The following is a 17,559-nucleotide window of genomic DNA, read 5'->3' on the forward strand; positions in this document are numbered from 1 at the left end:
TGTCGCTCACTTCTTCTCAAACACGATAATTGCCTCACCGATGCGAACACCGTAGCGCGATACGTAGGCACGATTTAGCACCCGATCATCGTCAAGCAGCCACATCCAATCATCGAAATCAACGCGCATCGTTCCCTTCCGAACCGGCAGGTCGATGCGATAGATCCAGTTGAAGGTATCCCCTTTTTCCTGACCTGTTGCTATTCCCAGAACGCCGGGGGCTGTACCTTTCCAAGTGTCCTCGCCGGTCTTTTCCAGCGTCCAAATACGTTGTTCTGTTTCACCATCGTCGTAGGTGAAATCCTCGACAAGTGTCAGGTTGCGACCATCCCAAGTACCTGAGATTTCAACATCGAATCTGCGTTGGACTGTCCCAAACCGGTCTTGAAACTGACCATATGCGACGGTTTCGCCTTCAAAGAATTCCTCAAGGTTGAGCGAACGGTTGGAAAGAGTTTCGTCCTCCAGATCCGGGGTTCCGGAACATGCAGACAATGTGAGCAGTGCTATCAGAGCGAGTGTCTTCTTCATGGGTCTGTTTCCTCTGTTCGTGGCTCGTTCATCCGAGCGGTTCGTCGCGGCTAACGCTTGCGCCTTTGCAATACGAAGCCAACGGTCAGCGCCGCGATGCCGGCGGCTGACAGCGCTATGACCGGCCAATTTCCTGTTGGAACGTTTGCTGCAATCACCCCGGAAAGGGCCCAGATAATGGCTGTTGGGTAAGCCCATTCTGAAGGCCTGCAGGACTGGACTGCGAGAGCAGCCAGCAAGACGACCGCTAGCATCGTCAATGCTGCGGCCTGAGCTGACAACACGCCGTAGCCGCTTAGAACTACGCCAGTCCCAACCCCCGTCGCCGCCGTCAGCCAGCCAGCATAAAGCGCCACCGGACGGACCTGCCAAACGCGGTCCTCATACCCGGCGCGCAGCATGGCAACGATTGCAAAGACTGCCATCGCAAAGATCATGACCGTCGCCAAAACTGGCGCAGCGTTCGCAGCTGTGATCCAGAAAGTGCCAAGGCCAAGGCTGATCAGCAAAGGCGTTCGCATCTTTCGCCAATGAGGGTCATGTGAGGCGTTGAGCCCGCCCCAAACCGCGCCTGCAATCAGCCAGATGTAGATCACGCCCCAAATGCTGAACGCCCATCCTGCGGGTTGGACAGGCCAGAACTCCAAAACGACGGGGAACTGCTCGGGCCGATAGCCCGCAAAGTCGCGGGTTAGGAATGGGGACAGCGCAAAGGCCACCGTTGCCACCAAAACTGCGATCGCGAGAAAGGGAGTATTCCTTGTCATGCCGTCGGTCTTTCGTGTTTGGATGAAACGCGATTACTGCTGTGCAACGCCATCCGGGCGCATCGTTGCAATCAGCTCGGCTACCTTGATGCCGAACTTGCGCATCTCGGACTTGTTCATGATCACGCCGTTTTCCGTCAGATAAAGCCAATCGGTCACGGACAAGGAGTGGCCACCGGCCTCTTCGGGCAGCACAATGGTGTATTCCATCTTGATGGTTGATCCCGAGACGATGCCGCGCGCTTCTCCGATAATGTCATCGGCCGTGGCGGTGAATGTGTTGCCCTCCCCCATTTTCAGGAACCATTTGCGGCTCTGCTGCTTGCCGTTGGAATAGGTGAAATCCTCGCTCAGCGTTCCGGTGTCACCGTCCCATTCACCCACCATCTTCGCGACAAAGCTGTTGGTCACTTTGCCCGTCGGTCCATAGATCAATCCTTCGGACAGGATTGGGCCTGACAGGTGCGTTTTCAGCGCAAAGGCGGGATCCGTGCTTGCATAGTCCCCCGGGCTTTGCGCGCGGAAGCTCAGGAACAGCGATTTGGCAAACATCACCAAAAGCACCAGCAGGGGAAGGATGGTCAGGAGTTTCATGTGGTTTGACCCTCAGAGGGGAGCGCAAGGACAAGGGCCATTGCGCCAAGTTTCAGGATGCAGGGAATGACAGCGTACGAGATGTTCAAAGTGGTCAGCGCTTGGGCACTGTTGGGCGCGCCAGGTGCGAACCCGTTGCGTTCAAGCAGGGGCAGGACAAGGAAGGCTGCCAGCGCAAGGCCAAGCTTTCCGGCGAAAGACCAAATGCCGAAAGCCAGAGACGGCTCCAGCCCCGCACGGTTCAATGCGACCGAGAACATGGCTGGTAGGATTACCATATCAGCCCCAAGTGCTGCACCAGACGCGATGCAGACCAAGGCAAACCCAACAAGGTTTCCGGGCGCCAGAAACGCCGCACCAACGAAGCCAAGAATGGCAAGTGGCATGGCGATCAGCAGCGTGAGTTTCGGCCCCACATGATGACTTGTCCGTGTCCACAGCGGCAGACTTAGACCCGCGCTGAGGAAGAAGAGGATCAGCAGCGGCCCGGCCTTGCCCGGCAGTTGCAGGCGATCTTCGACGAAGAACAGAAACAGGGTTGATGTGATGGCGACAGGCAGGCTGTTGACCAATGCCAGTACCAACAGACGCAACGCGCCGGACTGGCTGAGGCCACCCAGTGAAAGGGGCTGACCCGGAATGGGCTGGCGCCGCCAGATCGGGAAAGAAATGGCGACACATACCAACGCAAGCGCGCCAAGAAACAGACCAAAGGCCGGATAGCCCTGTGCGCTTGCCCCCATTGCCACGAAGATTGTTGGCACGATCGACGCGACAACCACGCCGGTCAGCATCCCGCCTTCGCGGAAGGCGGCCAAGGTCATCATGGCGCGTGGCGTCGGCGTGGCAGCGAGTGTCGCACTGCGAGCGTAAAGCAAGATCATACCGAGGCTGTAGGAAGAAAAGAGCAGCACAAGAATTGCGATGATTTGGGCAACGACATTTGGGCCCGCGTTCAAGCCAAACAAAAGTGGAAAGCCTATCGCAAGTCCGATGGCCGCCGTGACCGCAAAGGCACTTTGAGCGTTCGGCCAACGATCGATGGCCCAGCCGATCAGCGGATCCTGAACCAGATCAACAAGGCGGATCACCAGAAGAATTGTACCCACAGCGCCTAAGCCAATGCCCAAGTTCAGCGACGCAAAACGCGGCAGATGAATGTAAAGCGGAATGCCCGCCGCTGCCAGCATCAAGGCATAAAGGCTGACACGCGGGTACAACATCACTCGCCCTTCAGTTTACTGGTGAAGGATTTCGAGCGGGTCTTGTCGCCCAGAAAAATGCCCATGAAGTGGGTTTTGATTTGAGGGTGCGAGAGCGTGCAGGTGCGCTTGCCATTCAGCCAGAATGCAATCTTGTTCTGGCCTTGAGACACAGCCGTGTAGCGGTCCCCTTTGCGCACATCGTCAAAGCAGATTTCAAGTTGGCCGCGGACTGGAACGCTAGATCCCAACCGTGCAAACTCGCGCATGGTGCCTTCCACAAGATCGAACTCTGTCAGGTTGCGCATGTATTGCAGTTCAAGCCCGAAATCTTTGTTCCAGTCCAAAGGCGCGCCGGATTGGGTGAACAGCCTTGCTTTGTAAAGCGGGAAGCCCACAAATCGGAAGGTCGCAGCCCCCCTCAGCTCTGCATCAGGCAGCGCGGATTCGACCGTGTTGGCCTGAGCAGCGACGGGAGCCAGAAGAAGCCAAAGGAGAGCAAGAGAGCTACGCATGGGTCAGCTCCACTTGGACCACATTCGTGTGGCCGACGGCGAACGAGGCTGCGCAAATCTCGAGGTAATATTGCCAATTGCGGAAGAAGCTTTCGCTGTATCCCATTTCAGAAATCCGGCGTTTTTGCGCAGACAGGCGTTCGGCCCAGATCCGGCAGGTTTGTGCGTAGTCCTGTCCAAAAGCAAAGTTGTCTCGCACCGCAAGTCCGGCATCATTGGCTTGTTTCGCAATCACGCTGTCGGAAAGCAGCATGCCGCCGGGAAAGACATATTGGCGGATATAATCGGACGAGGTTTTGTAGGTCTCAAAGAAGCTGTCTTTGACGGTGATCGCCTGCAACATCACGCGCCCACCTTCGGCAAGGCTGCGTTTCAGGGTCGAGAAGTAGCTGGGCCAATACCGCGTGCCCACAGCCTCGATCATCTCGATCGAGACGATGTTGTCGTATTTTCCGTCAATGTCGCGATAGTCGCGCAATTGAATATCGGCGCGCCCATCAAGGCGGCATTCGGCATAGCTGTGCTGATTGCGCGAGATGGTCACGCCCGTGACATCCCGGCCTTCTTGGCTGGCATGCTCTGCGAAGCCACCCCAACCGCAGCCGATTTCCAACACCCGCTCGCCGTCGCCCAACCGCGACAAGGCACGGTCGTTCTTGCGGGTCTGCGCGCGCGCAAGATCGTTGTCGCCATCGTCGAACAGGCCGGATGAATAGGTCATGCCATCATCAAGCCAAAGCGCATAAAACTCGTTGCCAACATCGTAATGGGACCGGATGTTCTTACGAGATCCGCGACGTGAATTGGCGCGCATCACCGTATCAACCAGCCTGAACTTGGCCTTGTGAAACGGGCTAGCCTGATCATAGGCGCCAAGGTGGTCGCGGTTGTTCATCGCAAGAGCCATCAGTCCTTCGACAGAGGGCGTGTCCCACATTCCCTGCACATAGGTTTCACCCAGACCAACCTGTCCATGCGCGGCCATGGCCGATACGGCGGACCAGTCGCGAATGACCATTTCGGCCTCGGGTCCGGACGTCCCGAAATGATAGCGTTCGCCCTCGGGCGTGCGCAGAGTCAGTTGCCCCTCACGCAGTCGCTCGCATGTCGACAGAAAGTTCGACTTCAGGGCTTTGTTCGTGAAACGCATGATCCATTCCTTTAAATTGGTGACTTTTGGTAAGCGCGCGGACGATACGCATTGCGCTGGCGATGCCATCTTCGTGGAACCCATGCCGGTTCCAAGCGCCGGCAAACCACGTGTGGTTCTGGCCCTGCATCTGACGAATATCTTGCTGAGCCTTCAGGGCAGCCTTGTCGAACACGGGGTGCTGGAACTCGACCTCGTCATAGATCGCATCCTGCGGGATAGGTTTAGAGGGGTTTAAAGTGACGAACAGCGGATCGTTTTCAGGGATGGCCTGAAGCTTGTTCATCCAATAGGTGACTCCGATATCGCCCTCTTGTGACCGATAGGACCAGCTTGACCAGCAGGCTTTGCGCTTTGGCATCTGCCCAGTATCGCAATGAAGCACCGCTGTGTTGGGCTGATAGCGGATGCTTCCAAGGGCAGCGGCCTCAACTTCGGTGGCGTTTTCGCCCAGGATCTTCAATGTCTGATCAGAATGGCACGCAAGGATCAGTTCGTCGAAAGTCGAAAGTTCCGCGTCGCCGGTATGGATGTGAACGCCAAAGTCGTCACGCTGCACATGCTTAACAGGGGTGCTCGTGCGAATTTCGCAGCCTCGCGCGACCAACGCGGCCTCAAGCCTGCGGACATATTCGATGCTGCCGCCCTTGACGGTCCACCACTGGTGTTCGCCCGCCCCGGCCAATAGCGCATGGTTGCGGAAGAACTGCACCAGAGATTTCGCAGGGAATTGGTCCACTTCGGCAACAGGCGTTGACCAGATCGCGCCACACATTGGCATCAGGTAGTTATTGCGAAACCACTTTCCCAATCCCAGCTCTTCCACCAGTTCGCCAATGGTTTTCTCATCATCCTTGGCGGCGGCTTCAGCGCGTTTCCCAAACCGAACGATATCGGCAATCATTTTTAGGAACTGGGGGCGCAGCAGGTTGCCCTTTTGGGCCGTGATGGCGCCAAGTGTGTTCAGTCCATACTCCAGCTGACCATCATTGATGCTGGCGCCAAAGCTCATCTCACTTTTGATCACCGGCACATCAAGGTCGCGGAACAACCGTGTCAGGAAAGGATAGGTCACGTAGTTGAAAACGATAAAGCCCGTGTCGACCGGTTGATCGCCATTCTTGCCCGCCATCACCGTGCGCGCATGACCGCCCAGCCTGGGTGCCGCTTCAAACAGAGTGACATCATGAAAAGGCGCAAGGTAATAAGCGGCAGAAAGCCCCGAAATGCCGCCGCCGACGATGGCGATCCTTTTGCGGGGGCCGTGGGTTTGATCGTACATGCTGTCCTCGCCTTTAGAATGGTATGAAGCGATTACGTAAGGCCTTGGCATCTGGATCATTTTTGTTTGGAATAACTTTCACCTAAAGTGATCCAAACACCCCTCGCACGCGTAGAGGTCATATGATGCTGGAACATATTCAGGCCCAAACCCACCACGCACGCCGTGGAGCGCTTAAGAACGCGTTCACCTATGGGGTGGACTACGTGCTGACGGATCTTGGCCCGGTTGCCCCGCGTCTGATCTCTCGCAATCGCTTTAACCTGTGGTCTTTGTGGGACTACCGCCATGGCGGCACCCGCGACAATGGGCGCGGCGTGGAATGGTTTCGATCCATTCTTAAGGAGCGCGGGCTGAAGACGGAGAACGCTGAACTTCTGCTGCTCACCCAGCCCAGTTTCCTTTGGTTCCATTTTAACCCGGTCAGCTTTTGGATTGCGCTGATTGACGGCACCCCGCGCGCTTTTGTAGCCGAGGTCAACAGCACCTTTGGGCAGCGGCACTGCTATTTCTGCGCGCGAGAGGATTTTGCCCCCATCCAGAAACGCGACACGTTGATTGCAGAGAAGCTCATGCATGTCTCACCTTTCCAGAAGATCGCCGGTCACTACGAATTCAATTTCGGCATGACCGACGACAAGATCGACATTCGCATCTCATTCAAGAATGGCGATCATGGAGTCTTGGCCACCTTGGCCGGAGACCGCCGCCCTGCAACCAGCGGATCGCTGGCTTGGGCTGCGATCCGTCGCCCATTGGGGGCTGCAAGGGTTCTGGCGCTGATCCATTGGCAGGCTGCGATCTTATACTTCAAACGTGCACCATTCTTGAAAAAACAAAATCCACCTGAACACCTTGTCAGTGACGGACGAGATCTGCGCGGAGCTGAAAAATGACGCATTTTTCCGGCAAAACCTATTGGCTCATCGGGGCCAGCGAAGGCTTGGGACGGGCTTTGGCAAAACGGCTGGATGAAGAAGGTGCGCGCGTGATCCTGTCCGCGCGCAATGCTGATCGTCTTGAGCAGTTGCGTGGCGACTTGAATGACGCGCAAGTGGTGCCACTGGACGTGACCGACACGGATGCTGTTCGCAATGCCGCCGCCACCATCGGCTTGCTCGATGGTGTGATCTACAACGCGGGCGCTTATGAGCCTATGCGTGCCACCGAATGGGACAGCGATGCTGCACTTCGGATGAGCGATGTCAATTTCACCGGCGCGCTGCGCGTGTTGGGGGAAGTCGTGCCTGGCTTCGTGCAGAACGGACAGGGAGATATCACGCTGGTTGGATCTTTGGCGGGCTATCGCGGATTACCCGCTGCAATCGGCTACGGAGCCAGCAAAGCAGCACTGGTCAGCTTGGCCGAGACCATGCGCTTTGACCTTAAGGGAACAGGCGTCACTGTACGTCTGGTGAATCCCGGCTTCATCAAGACCCGCCTGACCGAGAAGAACAGCTTTCGCATGCCGATGCTGATGACGCCCGAAGCCGCAGCAGAGCGTGTGTTGTCTGCCATGCGAAAGCGCCGGTTTCGCACGGATTTTCCTGCACCGTTTTCTTGGGCGATCCGCTGCGTGGAATACCTACCAGACATTCTCGTGTATCGCGGGAAGTAAGAGCGTCGGCTCTTCAATCGAAGAACCTCAGTCACCTACAAAAAAGGCCGACGCACTTCAGAATAGAAGGCGTCGACCCTTGGGGGAGTGCTTCGGCCTTTGGGGCCGAAGCAGGGGGATTAGTGGCAGGCAGGGCGTTTGCCGGGCAGCAGCACTTTGTCGATGACATGGATCACGCCGTTGTCGGCTTTGATGTCTGCAATCACCACGTTTGCCATCTCGCCGGTGCCATCGGCGATCTTCACACCGTCTGAACCTGCTGTGATGCACAGGCGTTCACTGGCTAGGATTGGTTTGAAGTAGTTTGAGCCTGCGGGGATCATGCCAGCCATCAGTTTGCGATCATCTACGTGGTAGAGCAGCACATTGGTCAGCTGGCCTTTGTTTTCAGGTTTCAGCAGCGTCTCAACAGTGCCCTCTGGCAGCGCGGCGAAGGCATCATTTACAGGAGCGTAAACAGTGAACGGACCCGGACCAGAAAGAGTCTCGGCCAGACCAGCAGCAGTCACAGCGGCAACGAGGGTCGAGAAACGGTCGTCAGCGGCAGCAATCTCGACGATGTTATCTGCGTGGGCAGAAACGGCGGAAATGCTGAGTGCGGCAGCAGCGAAGGCGGTTTTGAATTTCGATTTCATTGTAAGAACTCCATGTCGGTAAGCGCGTGTAGCGCGGTTTGATTTCGTGTTCGTACAAGGGTTACGAGGCAGCACTTTCGTTGGATGACTTCCTCACGTATTCGTGATCTAAATTATTGATAATAAAAAATAAACCACCGAAAATCGGTGGTTTATTTTGGTGTTACGATGTGGGAAATATCAGATCCGGAACAGCGGTTGTAGTAGCCTCGGCATCAGCGCACTGAAGCGCAATCGCGCGTCCGTAGCAGCAAGGCAGATACATGCATCACCCGGATCGGCAACCGGCGTGTGTTCCAGCGTTTCGTCGGCAATCTCAATATCGCCCACACCGAAACGGCCGGTTTCGTCACTGAAACTTCCTTGCAGGACAAGCGTCATCTCAAGCCCGTTATGGCTGTGATCCGGAACGGCTTGGCCAGATGGGATGTACAAAAGCCTGACAGAGCCATGGGCATCAGATGACAGGATGTCCTGCCGAACGCCCATGCCCAATTTCTTCCACTTGGGCGCGCGGCCTTGCATGGCTTCCATAACCGGGCCGGGATAGATCCCGTTCCGTTCAAAGACAGGTTCCGGCGTAAAGGGATTGTCCAACTGCGCAAGGATGCTGTCCTTAAGCGACGATGACACCGCCACAGCGTTGGTATCTTCCAATACGGCCCCACCGACAGCCTGATGCGCCTCAAGCGCCACGCGGCACTTCGGACACAGCGACACATGGCTGGCCACGGCCACAGCAAACGCATGCGGAAGCGTTCCTGCTGCATAAGCCGCCAACATGGCGTCGGGGACGTGATGGTTTATGGCACTCATTGTTTGAGGTCCTTCAACTCGTGTCTCAAACGTTCCAGCCCCAGCCGGATACGTGACTTAATGGTTCCTAAAGGAAGCCCGGTCTGGGCGCTGATCTCTTGATGTGTCAGCTCGCCCAAATAGGCCTTCTCGATGATCTCTCGCTGCTCTGGTTTCAGATTGGCGAGGGCTTGTTTCAACTGTCCGGCCTCTTGTTCAAGGCCCAGTATCTGGCTGGCGTCCGGTTCCATGCCCGGCTCTTCTTTCAGCTCTTCCGGCATCGGCCGGTTTTCTTTCCGCGCAATGTCGATCTGACGATTGCGTGCGATCTGATAAATCCAGGCCGAGACCTGCGCACGGTGAGGATCGAACATCGATGCTTTGCGCCAGATGGTCAGCATCACGTCCTGAACGATCTCTTCAGCCTGATGCGCCGACGCCCCAGAACGAATGATGAAGCCCTTCAAACGCGGTGCGAAATGGTCGAACAAAGCAGCAAAGGCTGTGCGATCTCGGTTGTCCCGAACGGCCAGCATCCACATGGTCTGTTGCGAATAGTCAGTTTTGCTCTGCGACACAGGCTCTCTTTCTTGGCGAGGCATCACGCGTACGCTTCTTGCGCTGCTCGGGCTATCTAAGGTCTGTGTCAACATATCTTAGTTACGCAGACCTGTGAAATTTGGATCACAATTTCACGGTAAGCTGCCGCGATTTTCTCGTAAACACTTATTTCGGGGTGTTTTTTTGCCATTTATTTCCGCCTGGCAGATGTCCAGAAATTGCACGCGCCAGCCACTCGGACCTGCCTGCGTTAAACTTGACAAACACTTGGCCATGCCCATCGTACCAAGAAAACCATGGCGATCATCCCCGCTACAATCTAATGCACCACTGCCGAGGAGCAATAATGCTGACGAAACCGCAAGCCGATTTCGATCTGATTGTCGCTGGGGCTGGCATGGTAGGTATGTCCGCCGCGCTTTATGCACAGATGGAAGGGCTGAAGGTCGCAGTTTGCGATCCAAATCCACCGGGATCAGGTACAACCTACGGGTCCGCTTGTACCATCGCCACCTATGCCTGCATTCCGGTCAACAGCCCGGCAATCATTAGGTCCTTGCCTCAATTGCTACTCAGCAAAGACAGCCCGTTAAGCTTCAACCTTCTACACGGGATAAAGAACCCGCGTTGGATGCTGTCATTTCTGAACAACTGCCGTGCCTCTCGGGTCCGGCACATCACCGAAGCTTTGGGAGAATTCCTGTCCCACGCAGATGCCGGTCTTGACCCTCTGATATCCGCAGCCAATGCAGAAGATCTGATCGTGAGCAATGACTGCCTGTACGTATGGTCGTCCCGTGCCGGATACGAAGGCGCGAGTGAAAGCAATGTCATGCGCCGGGAACAGGGTGTGGATTTTGACGAACTTTCCCCGGATGAGGTGCGCGCGCTGGAGCCCAACCTGAGACAGCCCATCTATCGTGGACTGAATTTCAAGGGTGCGCGCCACCTTACCAATCCGCAAGAGCTTGTGACTCGTATGTTGCGCCGGTTCGAGGCATTGGGCGGCACGTATCTTCCAGCGCGGCTTGATCGCTGCCAGCCAGATCCGAACGGCGTTACGGCGTGGCTCAGCGATGGATCCGAGCTTCGTGGTCGATATTTCATACTAACAGCAGGCGCGCGATCGCGGCAGATACAGGGCACCGGAGCGGAATCTTTGCCGCTGGGAACAGAGCGCGGCTATCACATCTTGTATCGTAACCGCGCAGAGCTTTTATCCCGTCCCGTCGGCTGGGCCGAAGCCGGGTTTTATGCCACCCCAATGGCGCAGGGATTGCGCATTGCAGGAACGGTCGAGATCAATGACATCGACGCCCCCTTCAATCATGGCCGCATCGAGTACCTGACTCGAAAATCGCATGAGATGTTCGGTGACCTTAGCACCCCCGATGACACGTGGTTGGGGCATCGTCCTACACTGCCGGATGCACTGCCCGTGATAGGGGCCTCCCCATCCTCAGACCGAATGATATATGCCTTTGGCCACCAACATATCGGCCTAACGCTTGGTGGGGTAACCGGGAAAATCGTGACGGATCTGGTCCAACAAAGGCCCCCACATTGTGACATCGACAGTTTTGCGCCGCAGAGGTTCCGGTGACACGAACTTAAAGATCCGGCAGGTTGATTTTTCTATTGGTTCCCGTCAAGTCATAGGCATGCGTGCGATTTATTCGATCTTATTGGTGGCAGTTGCGCTTCTGGCTACAGGGCTTCATTGGGCGTCATTCACCTACTTCAAATCGCAGGAAATTGCGAAAGCAGAGGCACGTTTGTCGCTTTATCGCAGCACACTTGAAAGCGAATTGCGCCACTTCGCGCACCTGCCCTTTCTTTTGTCGCTGGATCCTATGGTGGTCCGTGCCCTTTCTGATGGATCCATCGAAGCGTTGGACAAAAGACTGGCGCGCTTCGCACATAGCGCAGGCCTTGATGCGATCTATTTAATGAACAGCGACGGGCTGACCATTGCCGCATCCAATGCACAAAGTCCACGCAGCTTCAAAGGCCAGAACTACTCGTACCGGCCCTATTTCCAAGCGGCTCAAAGGGGGGAACTGGGCGAGTTCTACGGGATCGGCGCGACCACAGGCATTCCCGGTTACTTCTATGCGATGGCTGTGCGCCGACCCCAGTCGGATGCCACTGGGGTTGTTGCGATCAAAATTGATTTGTCGCGGTTGCAGGATGATTGGCAAGCCTCGGGCGAACGGATCATTTTGGCCAATGCGGACGGGGTGGTCCTGTTGGCCTCGGAACCAAGCTGGCGATACAAAACGCTCGCACGCCTTACTGCAACTCAACGCGAAAACATCATGCAGTCACGCCAGTTTGGGAACGAACTGCTGGCCTCGCTGGATTGGTCGCCAAACACCCTGCAACAAGCCGCCAGAATTGGAGATAAGGAACTTCTGTATCTCAGCACTTCAGATCTGCCCAACGGCTGGTCACTTCACTTCTTTGTGCCAGATGATCCGGCTTCAACGCGGGCTTGGCTGACAACAGGCACTTTCCTAGCGCTTGTTTTGTTGAGCTTCAGTGCGTGGCAAGTTAGCCGGTTACGCCGGGTGCGCACCGCACTGTTTGCGTCCGAACGCGAAGAGGCAGAGCTGCGTTTGGCCAACGAGCGTTTGGCTGTGGAAATCGAAGAACGACGCACCGCCGAGCGGACACTGCAGAAGACCCAGACCGAGCTTGAGCGCGCGGGCCGGCTTGCCGCACTTGGGCAGCTTGCCTCATCCGTCACACATGAATTGGGCCAGCCTATAGCAGCCATGCGAAACCAGTTGGCGGCGTCGGAAATGACCGATGGCCCCACAACCCTGAACGAAAAGATGCAGGGGTTGGTGGCACGCATGGAAAGCATTACGCGGCAGTTAAAATTCTTCTCCCGCAAGGGACGCGACAGCTTTGAAGTGTTTGATCTGAAAGACGCAGCACAAGACGCGCTGACCTTGTTGGAGCCGAGCATTCATGCCCGTGCAGCAACGATTGACGTACAAGGCCCCGAGCATGCGCTGATGCTTTGCGCAAACAAATTGCGAATTGAGCAGGTGCTGACCAACATCGTTCGAAATGCGCTTGATGCCGTGGAAGAGCAGGATGAAAAGATCGTAACGATCACGATGGGGGACACGCCTGAAACCGTTTGGTTCGAGGTCGCGGATACCGGGCACGGGCTGGGGGATCATTCCCTTGACGACCTGCGCGAGCCCTTTACGACGACACGCGAAAGCGGCGAAGGTATGGGATTGGGGCTAACAATCTCGGCAGGGATTGTGTCTGATCACAATGGGTCGATCACCGCGAAGGACCGGCCCGATGGCGGCGCGGCTTTCCGTGTTAGCCTTCCTAAGAACGAGGCGGAGATATGACCAGCTTCCGGGTGTTGATCATTGATGATGATAGGTTGATGCGGAATTCTCTGGTCGATCTGATAGAAGCCTCGGGTTGGATCGCCAAACCTTTGGCGCGGGCCACAGATGCAGCCAGATGGATTGCACAATTCCAGCCGGATGTCATTTTGTCAGACGTGCGCATGCCAGGCATGACAGGCCTTGATCTGCTGAAAAGCCTCGACGCGGCCCCGCCAATTGTTCTGATCTCTGCCCACGGAGATATCCCAACAGCCGTCGAGGCGATGAACCACGGCGCTTATAGCTTTGTTGAAAAACCGTATGATCCCAAGCGCTTGCTTCTGATCCTATCCCACGCCGCCGAGCAGTATCAAATGCGTCAAAGCAACGATCGGCTCAAGGAGCGCCTACACCAGCTTTCTGGTTTGGACCGCGTGCTTCTGGGGCAAACGCCCGAGATGCAGCGGCTAAGGGATGCAATTGCGATGGTCGCCCTTAGCAACACATCGGTCTTGGTTCAGGGCGAAACCGGCACTGGAAAAGATCTTGTTGCACGGGCCATTCATGACCTATCGTCCCGGTGTGACGCCCCTTTCGTCGCCGTGAACGCAGCGCAAATCAATGCCGAGAACCTGCCCAATCTGGCGCGCAGCGCGGCGGGCGGCACTTTGTTTTTAGACGAAATCTGCGCATGCCCACCTGATCTTCAACCCGTGCTTCTAAGGCTCGCAGATGCAGGGGAAGTTCTGGATGCCGCGCTAGGAACTCCGGAGAATATAGATCTGCGCATCATCGCTGCCACCAACGAAGACCCGCAAGACGCGGTGGCGCAAGGCCGTTTGCGCCAAGATCTGATGTTTCGGTTGAACGGCTTTTCTCTGCACTTGCCCCCTCTTCGGGCGCGTCCTGACGATGTGGTTCTGCTGGCTGTTCGGTTCCTTCATGACTTCGCCGCGCTGTACGAGATCCCGGCACCAGAATTGATGGATGCGGACACATCGGCGCTGATCGCGCATAACTGGCCCGGCAATGTGCGCGAGCTTCGGCAGGTGGCAGAACGGTGTGTGATGATGGCCAAGCAGGGTCTTGGAACCATGCGGGAAGCACTTTCAGGGGCGGCGCTTGATCCGACAGATCGCCCCGGTCTGCGCGAGGCCGTTGCGGCGTTCGAACGTCAGATGATCAGCAAAGCCATCCAACAGCACGCGGGCCGAATGGACGACACCGCTGCGGCACTTGGTATTGGTCGGCGTACCCTGAACGAAAAAATTGTCAAACTGGGTCTCGATAAAGACGCGCTCTTATAGCCCTGCGGAAATCCGCAGGGCAGCCCACACCACCCCGGCAGTTTTCTTCATACGCATTTACCTTCAGATGCTGTTTACTCACTCCATAATGAATTCTGGGAGGAAATCAGACATGAAGAAATATCTGAACGGTGCCGTTGTCGCCACCATCGCCGCAACTTTTGCAGGACAAGCGCTGGCCACGGAATGGAACGTGTCCCTGTGGGGCAAACGCCGCGCTTTCACTGAACACGTCGAAAAACTGGCTGAACTGGTGTCGGAAAAAACCGGGGGCGAGTTCACGCTGAATCTGTCATATGGCGGCCTAAGCAAGAACCGAGAAAACCTCGACGGTATCTCGATCGGCGCGTTTGAGATGGCGCAGTTCTGCGCCGGCTATCACCGCGACAAAAACCCTTCGATCACTGTACTTGAGCTGCCTTTCCTTGGCGTAAGCTCACTTGAGCAAGAAGTGGCTCTCTCGATGGCTGTCTATAAGCACCCGGCCACCGTTGCCGATCTTGCACGTTGGAATGCAACGCCGCTGATGCCATCGCCCTTGCCGCAGTACAATATCGTAGGTGGCGGTGACGCACCTGCGTCGCTGGGTGACTTCAAAGGACTTAGCGTTCGGGCCACTGGTGGCATCGGGAAAGCGATGGAGACCATTGGCGCCGTTCCGACCTCTATGTCCGCGTCAGAAGTTCGTCAGTCCATGGACAGCGGCGTTGTGAAGGCCGTAGCTTTTGCGCCCCATGCGCATATGTCCTATGGCACGATCGAGAATGCCACCTGGTGGACGTCGAACCTGAACCCCGGCACGGTGAACTGCCCGGTTGTGGTCAACTCAGATGCGCTGGCTGATCTTAGCGACGATCATCGCGACGCCCTTATGGGATCGATCGACGAAGCTATGGATCACTACCTGGCCAACTACAACGGCGCGACAATGGATGCCTGGGGCCCCGCTCTTGAAGAGCGCGGCATCGAGGTTGTGACATTCTCGGACGACGAGATTGCAGCCTTCAAAGAAGCCGCCGCTGCCCCTGCCGCTGCTGCATGGATCGAACAGAACACTGCCGCAGGCCTGCCTGCACAAGAGCTGTACGACCTCGTCACCGGCATGATCGCAGACGGGCAATAACCCGTAGATCCCATGAGCCCGCACCGGTCTTGGCGCGGGCTCATCCCTTTCTTCATCGCATGAGGCATCCATGGCGACCGCATCCCTTGTGCTGAGTGACGACAGCCTCCTCAGCAGAATTGATCGTGCATTCTTACGTATCGAACGCACCTTTTGCCTGATCAGCGGGCTGGCTGTTTTTTCGCTGATGATCCTTGCAGTGGTTTCGGTTGGAGGCCGCAATGCGCTGGGTTCCCCACTGCCGGGCTATGTCGATTGGATCGAACAGGCCATGCCGCTGATTGCCTTCATGGGAATTTCGTTTGTGATGCGCGAAGGCGGGCACATTCGCATGGACATTGTTGTGGGTCGACTTAAGGGCCGAACGCTGTTCACCGTCGAGTTAATCACAACATTGGCGGTTCTCGCTTTGATGATCCTGATGCTTTGGGGATCATGGGCGCATTTCCAACGCAGTTTCGATTTCGGCGCTCCGATGTGGAGTCGCGACAGCTCGATGGATATTGCGCTGCCGATCTGGCCCGCGAAGCTGATGGCACCCTTGGCATTTGGTATCCTGTGTGTGCGGTTGTGCCTTCAGGTTTGGGCCTATCTTCGCGCCATTCTAACCGGGAACCCGATTGCGATCCCGCTACCCGCTGACGCCGCCACACAGGCGCAGATGGAAGCCAACCAACTGGAAGAGCAAAGCTGATGGAACCTATCGAAATCGGACTTTGGGTCACTGGTGGCCTCCTGATCATGGTCTTCCTTGGGATGCGCGTGGCGTTTGCAGCGGCTCTTGCTGGGATGATCGGTCTTGTCTGGATTTTCTGGGCCAAAAAGGACTATGGGCTTGATGATTTCGGATGGGCGCTTGGCGTTGCGGTCAAAACCGCAGGTCAGGTGCCACACTCCAAAGTCTCCAGTCAGGCCTTGTCCCTGATCCCGACTTTCATCCTAATTGGATACCTTGCCTACTACGCGGGCCTTACAAAAGCACTGTTCGAAGCTGCAAAGCGCTGGATTGCGTGGGTGCCCGGTGGACTTGCCGTGTCGACGGTGTTTGCAACGGCCGGGTTCGCTGCCGTTTCTGGGGCATCGGTCGCAACCTCGGCAGTTTTTGCGCGCATCGCAATTCCCGAGATGTTGAAGATCGGATACGACAAAAGGTTCGCAGCAGGGGTCGTGGCGGCAGGTGGCACGCTTGCCTCTCTGATCCCGCCATCCGCGATCCTTGTGATCTACGCCCTGATCGTTGAACAGGACGTGGGAAAACTGCTTCTGGCTGGATTTATCCCCGGCGCGTTCTCGGCCTTGATCTACGGTCTTTTGATCATCGGGATGGCTCTGGTGATCAAAGGATTTGGCCCGCCGGTGACGGGCTACACGTGGAAAGAGCGCTTGGTCTCGCTTCCACCAGCCCTGCCCATCGTCTTCGTGGTCGTGACGATCATTTGCTTTGTCTACAACCCGTTTGGAGGCGACGCTTGGGGCACCCCAACAGAAGGCGGCGCAATCGGAGCATTCGTGGTCTTTCTAATGGCGCTTTATCGCGGCATGCGGTGGGCGCAATTGAAAGAGGCATTGCTGGAAACCGCCAAGCTAAGCGTCATGATCTTTACCATCATCTGGGGCGTTCTGGTCTACGTGCGCTTCTTGGGATTTGCCGACTTGCCCAGCGCATTCTCGGACTGGATCACGTCCTTAGAGATGTCGCCCATGTTGATCCTTGTTTGCATCTTGCTGGCCTATGCGGTGCTGGGAATGTTTATGGATGCTATCGGAATGCTGCTTCTGACACTCCCCGTTGTCTATCCCGCCGTGATGGCCCTAAACGGCGGAGAGTTCGTCAGCGCCGCTGACAGCACGTTCGGCATGTCAGGGCCTATGTGTGCAATCTGGTTTGGCATACTCGTCGTTAAGATGGCCGAGTTCTGTTTGATCACCCCACCCATCGGCTTAAACTGCTTTGTGGTGGCAGGCGTTCGGGACGATCTAAGCGTGCAGGATGTGTTCAAGGGCGTGACGCCGTTTTTCATCGCAGATGCCATTACGATCGCCCTGCTTGTCGCGTTCCCGGCCATTGTACTTTGGCTGCCCAGCCTGGCGTGAATTGGTGCCAAACAGACAGAATTCGG

The 17,559-nt window shown here is 56.4% G+C and carries 18 protein-coding genes; 8 read left to right on the plus strand and 10 right to left on the minus strand.

Translation table 11 applies throughout. The annotated features are described in order from the left end of the window. Positions 1-6: 6 nt before the first annotated feature. From MWU55_RS01475 to MWU55_RS01505, 7 genes are read right to left on the minus strand one after another with little or no spacing between them, the layout of a single operon-like run. Entirely contained in the window at positions 7-531 is a 525-nt protein-coding gene (locus MWU55_RS01475) for a DUF3833 family protein (protein WP_246933926.1), read from the minus strand. 50 nt (positions 532-581) lie between these two features. Further along, positions 582-1,298 (minus strand): hypothetical protein, encoded by a 717-nt coding sequence (locus MWU55_RS01480; RefSeq protein WP_246933927.1) that lies wholly within the window; start codon positions 1,296-1,298, stop codon positions 582-584. 33 nt (positions 1,299-1,331) lie between these two features. After that, positions 1,332-1,892 carry a DUF3833 domain-containing protein gene (locus MWU55_RS01485; RefSeq protein WP_246933928.1) on the minus strand — a complete coding sequence of 187 codons (561 nt, stop codon included), beginning with the start codon at positions 1,890-1,892 and terminating at the stop codon, positions 1,332-1,334. Then, positions 1,889-3,115 (minus strand): MFS transporter, encoded by a 1,227-nt coding sequence (locus MWU55_RS01490; protein ID WP_246933929.1) that lies wholly within the window; start codon positions 3,113-3,115, stop codon positions 1,889-1,891. The genes MWU55_RS01485 and MWU55_RS01490 overlap by 4 nt, the downstream gene beginning before the upstream one ends. Further along, positions 3,115-3,609: a chalcone isomerase family protein gene (locus tag MWU55_RS01495; protein WP_246933930.1), complete on the minus strand. Its 495-nt coding sequence runs from the start codon at positions 3,607-3,609 to the stop codon at positions 3,115-3,117. The genes MWU55_RS01490 and MWU55_RS01495 overlap by 1 nt, the downstream gene beginning before the upstream one ends. Then, positions 3,602-4,759 carry a cyclopropane-fatty-acyl-phospholipid synthase family protein gene (locus MWU55_RS01500; RefSeq protein ID WP_246933931.1) on the minus strand — a complete coding sequence of 386 codons (1,158 nt, stop codon included), beginning with the start codon at positions 4,757-4,759 and terminating at the stop codon, positions 3,602-3,604. The genes MWU55_RS01495 and MWU55_RS01500 overlap by 8 nt, the downstream gene beginning before the upstream one ends. After that, positions 4,698-6,041, minus strand: coding sequence for an FAD-dependent oxidoreductase (locus MWU55_RS01505; protein ID WP_246933932.1), 1,344 nt, complete (start codon positions 6,039-6,041; stop codon positions 4,698-4,700). The genes MWU55_RS01500 and MWU55_RS01505 overlap by 62 nt, the downstream gene beginning before the upstream one ends. A 125-nt stretch (positions 6,042-6,166) precedes the next feature. On the opposite strand from MWU55_RS01505, the gene MWU55_RS01510 reads away from it, so the two are divergent. Beyond that, positions 6,167-6,937 carry a DUF1365 domain-containing protein gene (locus MWU55_RS01510; protein WP_246933933.1) on the plus strand — a complete coding sequence of 257 codons (771 nt, stop codon included), beginning with the start codon at positions 6,167-6,169 and terminating at the stop codon, positions 6,935-6,937. Then, positions 6,934-7,659 carry an SDR family NAD(P)-dependent oxidoreductase gene (locus tag MWU55_RS01515; protein WP_246933934.1) on the plus strand — a complete coding sequence of 242 codons (726 nt, stop codon included), beginning with the start codon at positions 6,934-6,936 and terminating at the stop codon, positions 7,657-7,659. The genes MWU55_RS01510 and MWU55_RS01515 overlap by 4 nt, the downstream gene beginning before the upstream one ends. A gap of 119 nt (positions 7,660-7,778) precedes the next feature. Here the strand turns inward: MWU55_RS01515 and MWU55_RS01520 are convergent, their stop codons facing one another. The 3 genes from MWU55_RS01520 to MWU55_RS01530 form a co-directional block, all read right to left on the minus strand. Beyond that, entirely contained in the window at positions 7,779-8,294 is a 516-nt protein-coding gene (locus tag MWU55_RS01520; RefSeq protein ID WP_246933935.1) for a fasciclin domain-containing protein, read from the minus strand. 180 nt (positions 8,295-8,474) lie between these two features. Beyond that, a complete protein-coding gene (locus MWU55_RS01525; protein ID WP_246933936.1) occupies positions 8,475-9,110 on the minus strand; it encodes a ChrR family anti-sigma-E factor in 636 nt (211 codons plus the stop codon). Further along, a complete protein-coding gene (locus tag MWU55_RS01530) occupies positions 9,107-9,691 on the minus strand; it encodes a sigma-70 family RNA polymerase sigma factor (RefSeq protein ID WP_246933937.1) in 585 nt (194 codons plus the stop codon). The genes MWU55_RS01525 and MWU55_RS01530 overlap by 4 nt, the downstream gene beginning before the upstream one ends. Positions 9,692-9,996: 305 nt before the next feature. Here MWU55_RS01530 and MWU55_RS01535 point away from each other — a divergent pair, with 305 nt between their 5' ends. The 6 genes from MWU55_RS01535 (at position 9,997) to MWU55_RS01560 (ending at position 17,533) form a co-directional block, all read left to right on the plus strand. Then, complete coding sequence (locus MWU55_RS01535) at positions 9,997-11,253, plus strand: FAD-dependent oxidoreductase (protein ID WP_246933938.1); 1,257 nt, start codon at positions 9,997-9,999, stop codon at positions 11,251-11,253. 58 nt (positions 11,254-11,311) lie between these two features. Then, complete coding sequence (locus MWU55_RS01540; protein ID WP_246933939.1) at positions 11,312-13,027, plus strand: ATP-binding protein; 1,716 nt, start codon at positions 11,312-11,314, stop codon at positions 13,025-13,027. Next, positions 13,024-14,316, plus strand: a complete 1,293-nt coding sequence (locus MWU55_RS01545; RefSeq protein WP_246933940.1) for a sigma-54 dependent transcriptional regulator — start codon at positions 13,024-13,026, stop codon at positions 14,314-14,316. Before MWU55_RS01540 ends, MWU55_RS01545 begins: the two co-directional genes overlap by 4 nt. Positions 14,317-14,428: 112 nt before the next feature. After that, a complete protein-coding gene (locus MWU55_RS01550) occupies positions 14,429-15,439 on the plus strand; it encodes a C4-dicarboxylate ABC transporter substrate-binding protein (protein ID WP_246933941.1) in 1,011 nt (336 codons plus the stop codon). A 70-nt stretch (positions 15,440-15,509) separates the two neighbouring features. Beyond that, positions 15,510-16,133: a TRAP transporter small permease gene (locus MWU55_RS01555; RefSeq protein WP_246933942.1), complete on the plus strand. Its 624-nt coding sequence runs from the start codon at positions 15,510-15,512 to the stop codon at positions 16,131-16,133. After that, on the plus strand, positions 16,133-17,533 hold the full coding sequence (locus MWU55_RS01560; RefSeq protein ID WP_246933943.1) for a TRAP transporter large permease: 1,401 nt from the start codon (positions 16,133-16,135) through the stop codon (positions 17,531-17,533). Before MWU55_RS01555 ends, MWU55_RS01560 begins: the two co-directional genes overlap by 1 nt. Positions 17,534-17,559 lie beyond the last annotated feature (26 nt).

It is taken from the genome of Aliiroseovarius sp. F20344 (genome assembly GCF_023016155.1).
Lineage (GTDB): Bacteria > Pseudomonadota > Alphaproteobacteria > Rhodobacterales > Rhodobacteraceae > Aliiroseovarius.

Excerpts from the sequence above, each read along its gene's own strand:
- MWU55_RS01475 (WP_246933926.1), bottom strand. The coding sequence starts at position 531 with ATGAAGAAGACACTCGCTCTGATAGCACTGCTCACATTGTCTGCATGT.
- MWU55_RS01480 (WP_246933927.1), bottom strand. The coding sequence starts at position 1,298 with ATGACAAGGAATACTCCCTTTCTCGCGATCGCAGTTTTGGTGGCAACG.
- MWU55_RS01485 (WP_246933928.1), bottom strand. The coding sequence starts at position 1,892 with ATGAAACTCCTGACCATCCTTCCCCTGCTGGTGCTTTTGGTGATGTTT.
- MWU55_RS01490 (WP_246933929.1), bottom strand. The coding sequence starts at position 3,115 with ATGTTGTACCCGCGTGTCAGCCTTTATGCCTTGATGCTGGCAGCGGCG.
- MWU55_RS01495 (WP_246933930.1), bottom strand. The coding sequence starts at position 3,609 with ATGCGTAGCTCTCTTGCTCTCCTTTGGCTTCTTCTGGCTCCCGTCGCT.
- MWU55_RS01500 (WP_246933931.1), bottom strand. The coding sequence starts at position 4,759 with ATGCGTTTCACGAACAAAGCCCTGAAGTCGAACTTTCTGTCGACATGC.
- MWU55_RS01505 (WP_246933932.1), bottom strand. The coding sequence starts at position 6,041 with ATGTACGATCAAACCCACGGCCCCCGCAAAAGGATCGCCATCGTCGGC.
- MWU55_RS01510 (WP_246933933.1), top strand. The coding sequence starts at position 6,167 with ATGCTGGAACATATTCAGGCCCAAACCCACCACGCACGCCGTGGAGCG.
- MWU55_RS01515 (WP_246933934.1), top strand. The coding sequence starts at position 6,934 with ATGACGCATTTTTCCGGCAAAACCTATTGGCTCATCGGGGCCAGCGAA.
- MWU55_RS01520 (WP_246933935.1), bottom strand. The coding sequence starts at position 8,294 with ATGAAATCGAAATTCAAAACCGCCTTCGCTGCTGCCGCACTCAGCATT.
- MWU55_RS01525 (WP_246933936.1), bottom strand. The coding sequence starts at position 9,110 with ATGAGTGCCATAAACCATCACGTCCCCGACGCCATGTTGGCGGCTTAT.
- MWU55_RS01530 (WP_246933937.1), bottom strand. The coding sequence starts at position 9,691 with ATGCCTCGCCAAGAAAGAGAGCCTGTGTCGCAGAGCAAAACTGACTAT.
- MWU55_RS01535 (WP_246933938.1), top strand. The coding sequence starts at position 9,997 with ATGCTGACGAAACCGCAAGCCGATTTCGATCTGATTGTCGCTGGGGCT.
- MWU55_RS01540 (WP_246933939.1), top strand. The coding sequence starts at position 11,312 with ATGCGTGCGATTTATTCGATCTTATTGGTGGCAGTTGCGCTTCTGGCT.
- MWU55_RS01545 (WP_246933940.1), top strand. The coding sequence starts at position 13,024 with ATGACCAGCTTCCGGGTGTTGATCATTGATGATGATAGGTTGATGCGG.
- MWU55_RS01550 (WP_246933941.1), top strand. The coding sequence starts at position 14,429 with ATGAAGAAATATCTGAACGGTGCCGTTGTCGCCACCATCGCCGCAACT.
- MWU55_RS01555 (WP_246933942.1), top strand. The coding sequence starts at position 15,510 with ATGGCGACCGCATCCCTTGTGCTGAGTGACGACAGCCTCCTCAGCAGA.
- MWU55_RS01560 (WP_246933943.1), top strand. The coding sequence starts at position 16,133 with ATGGAACCTATCGAAATCGGACTTTGGGTCACTGGTGGCCTCCTGATC.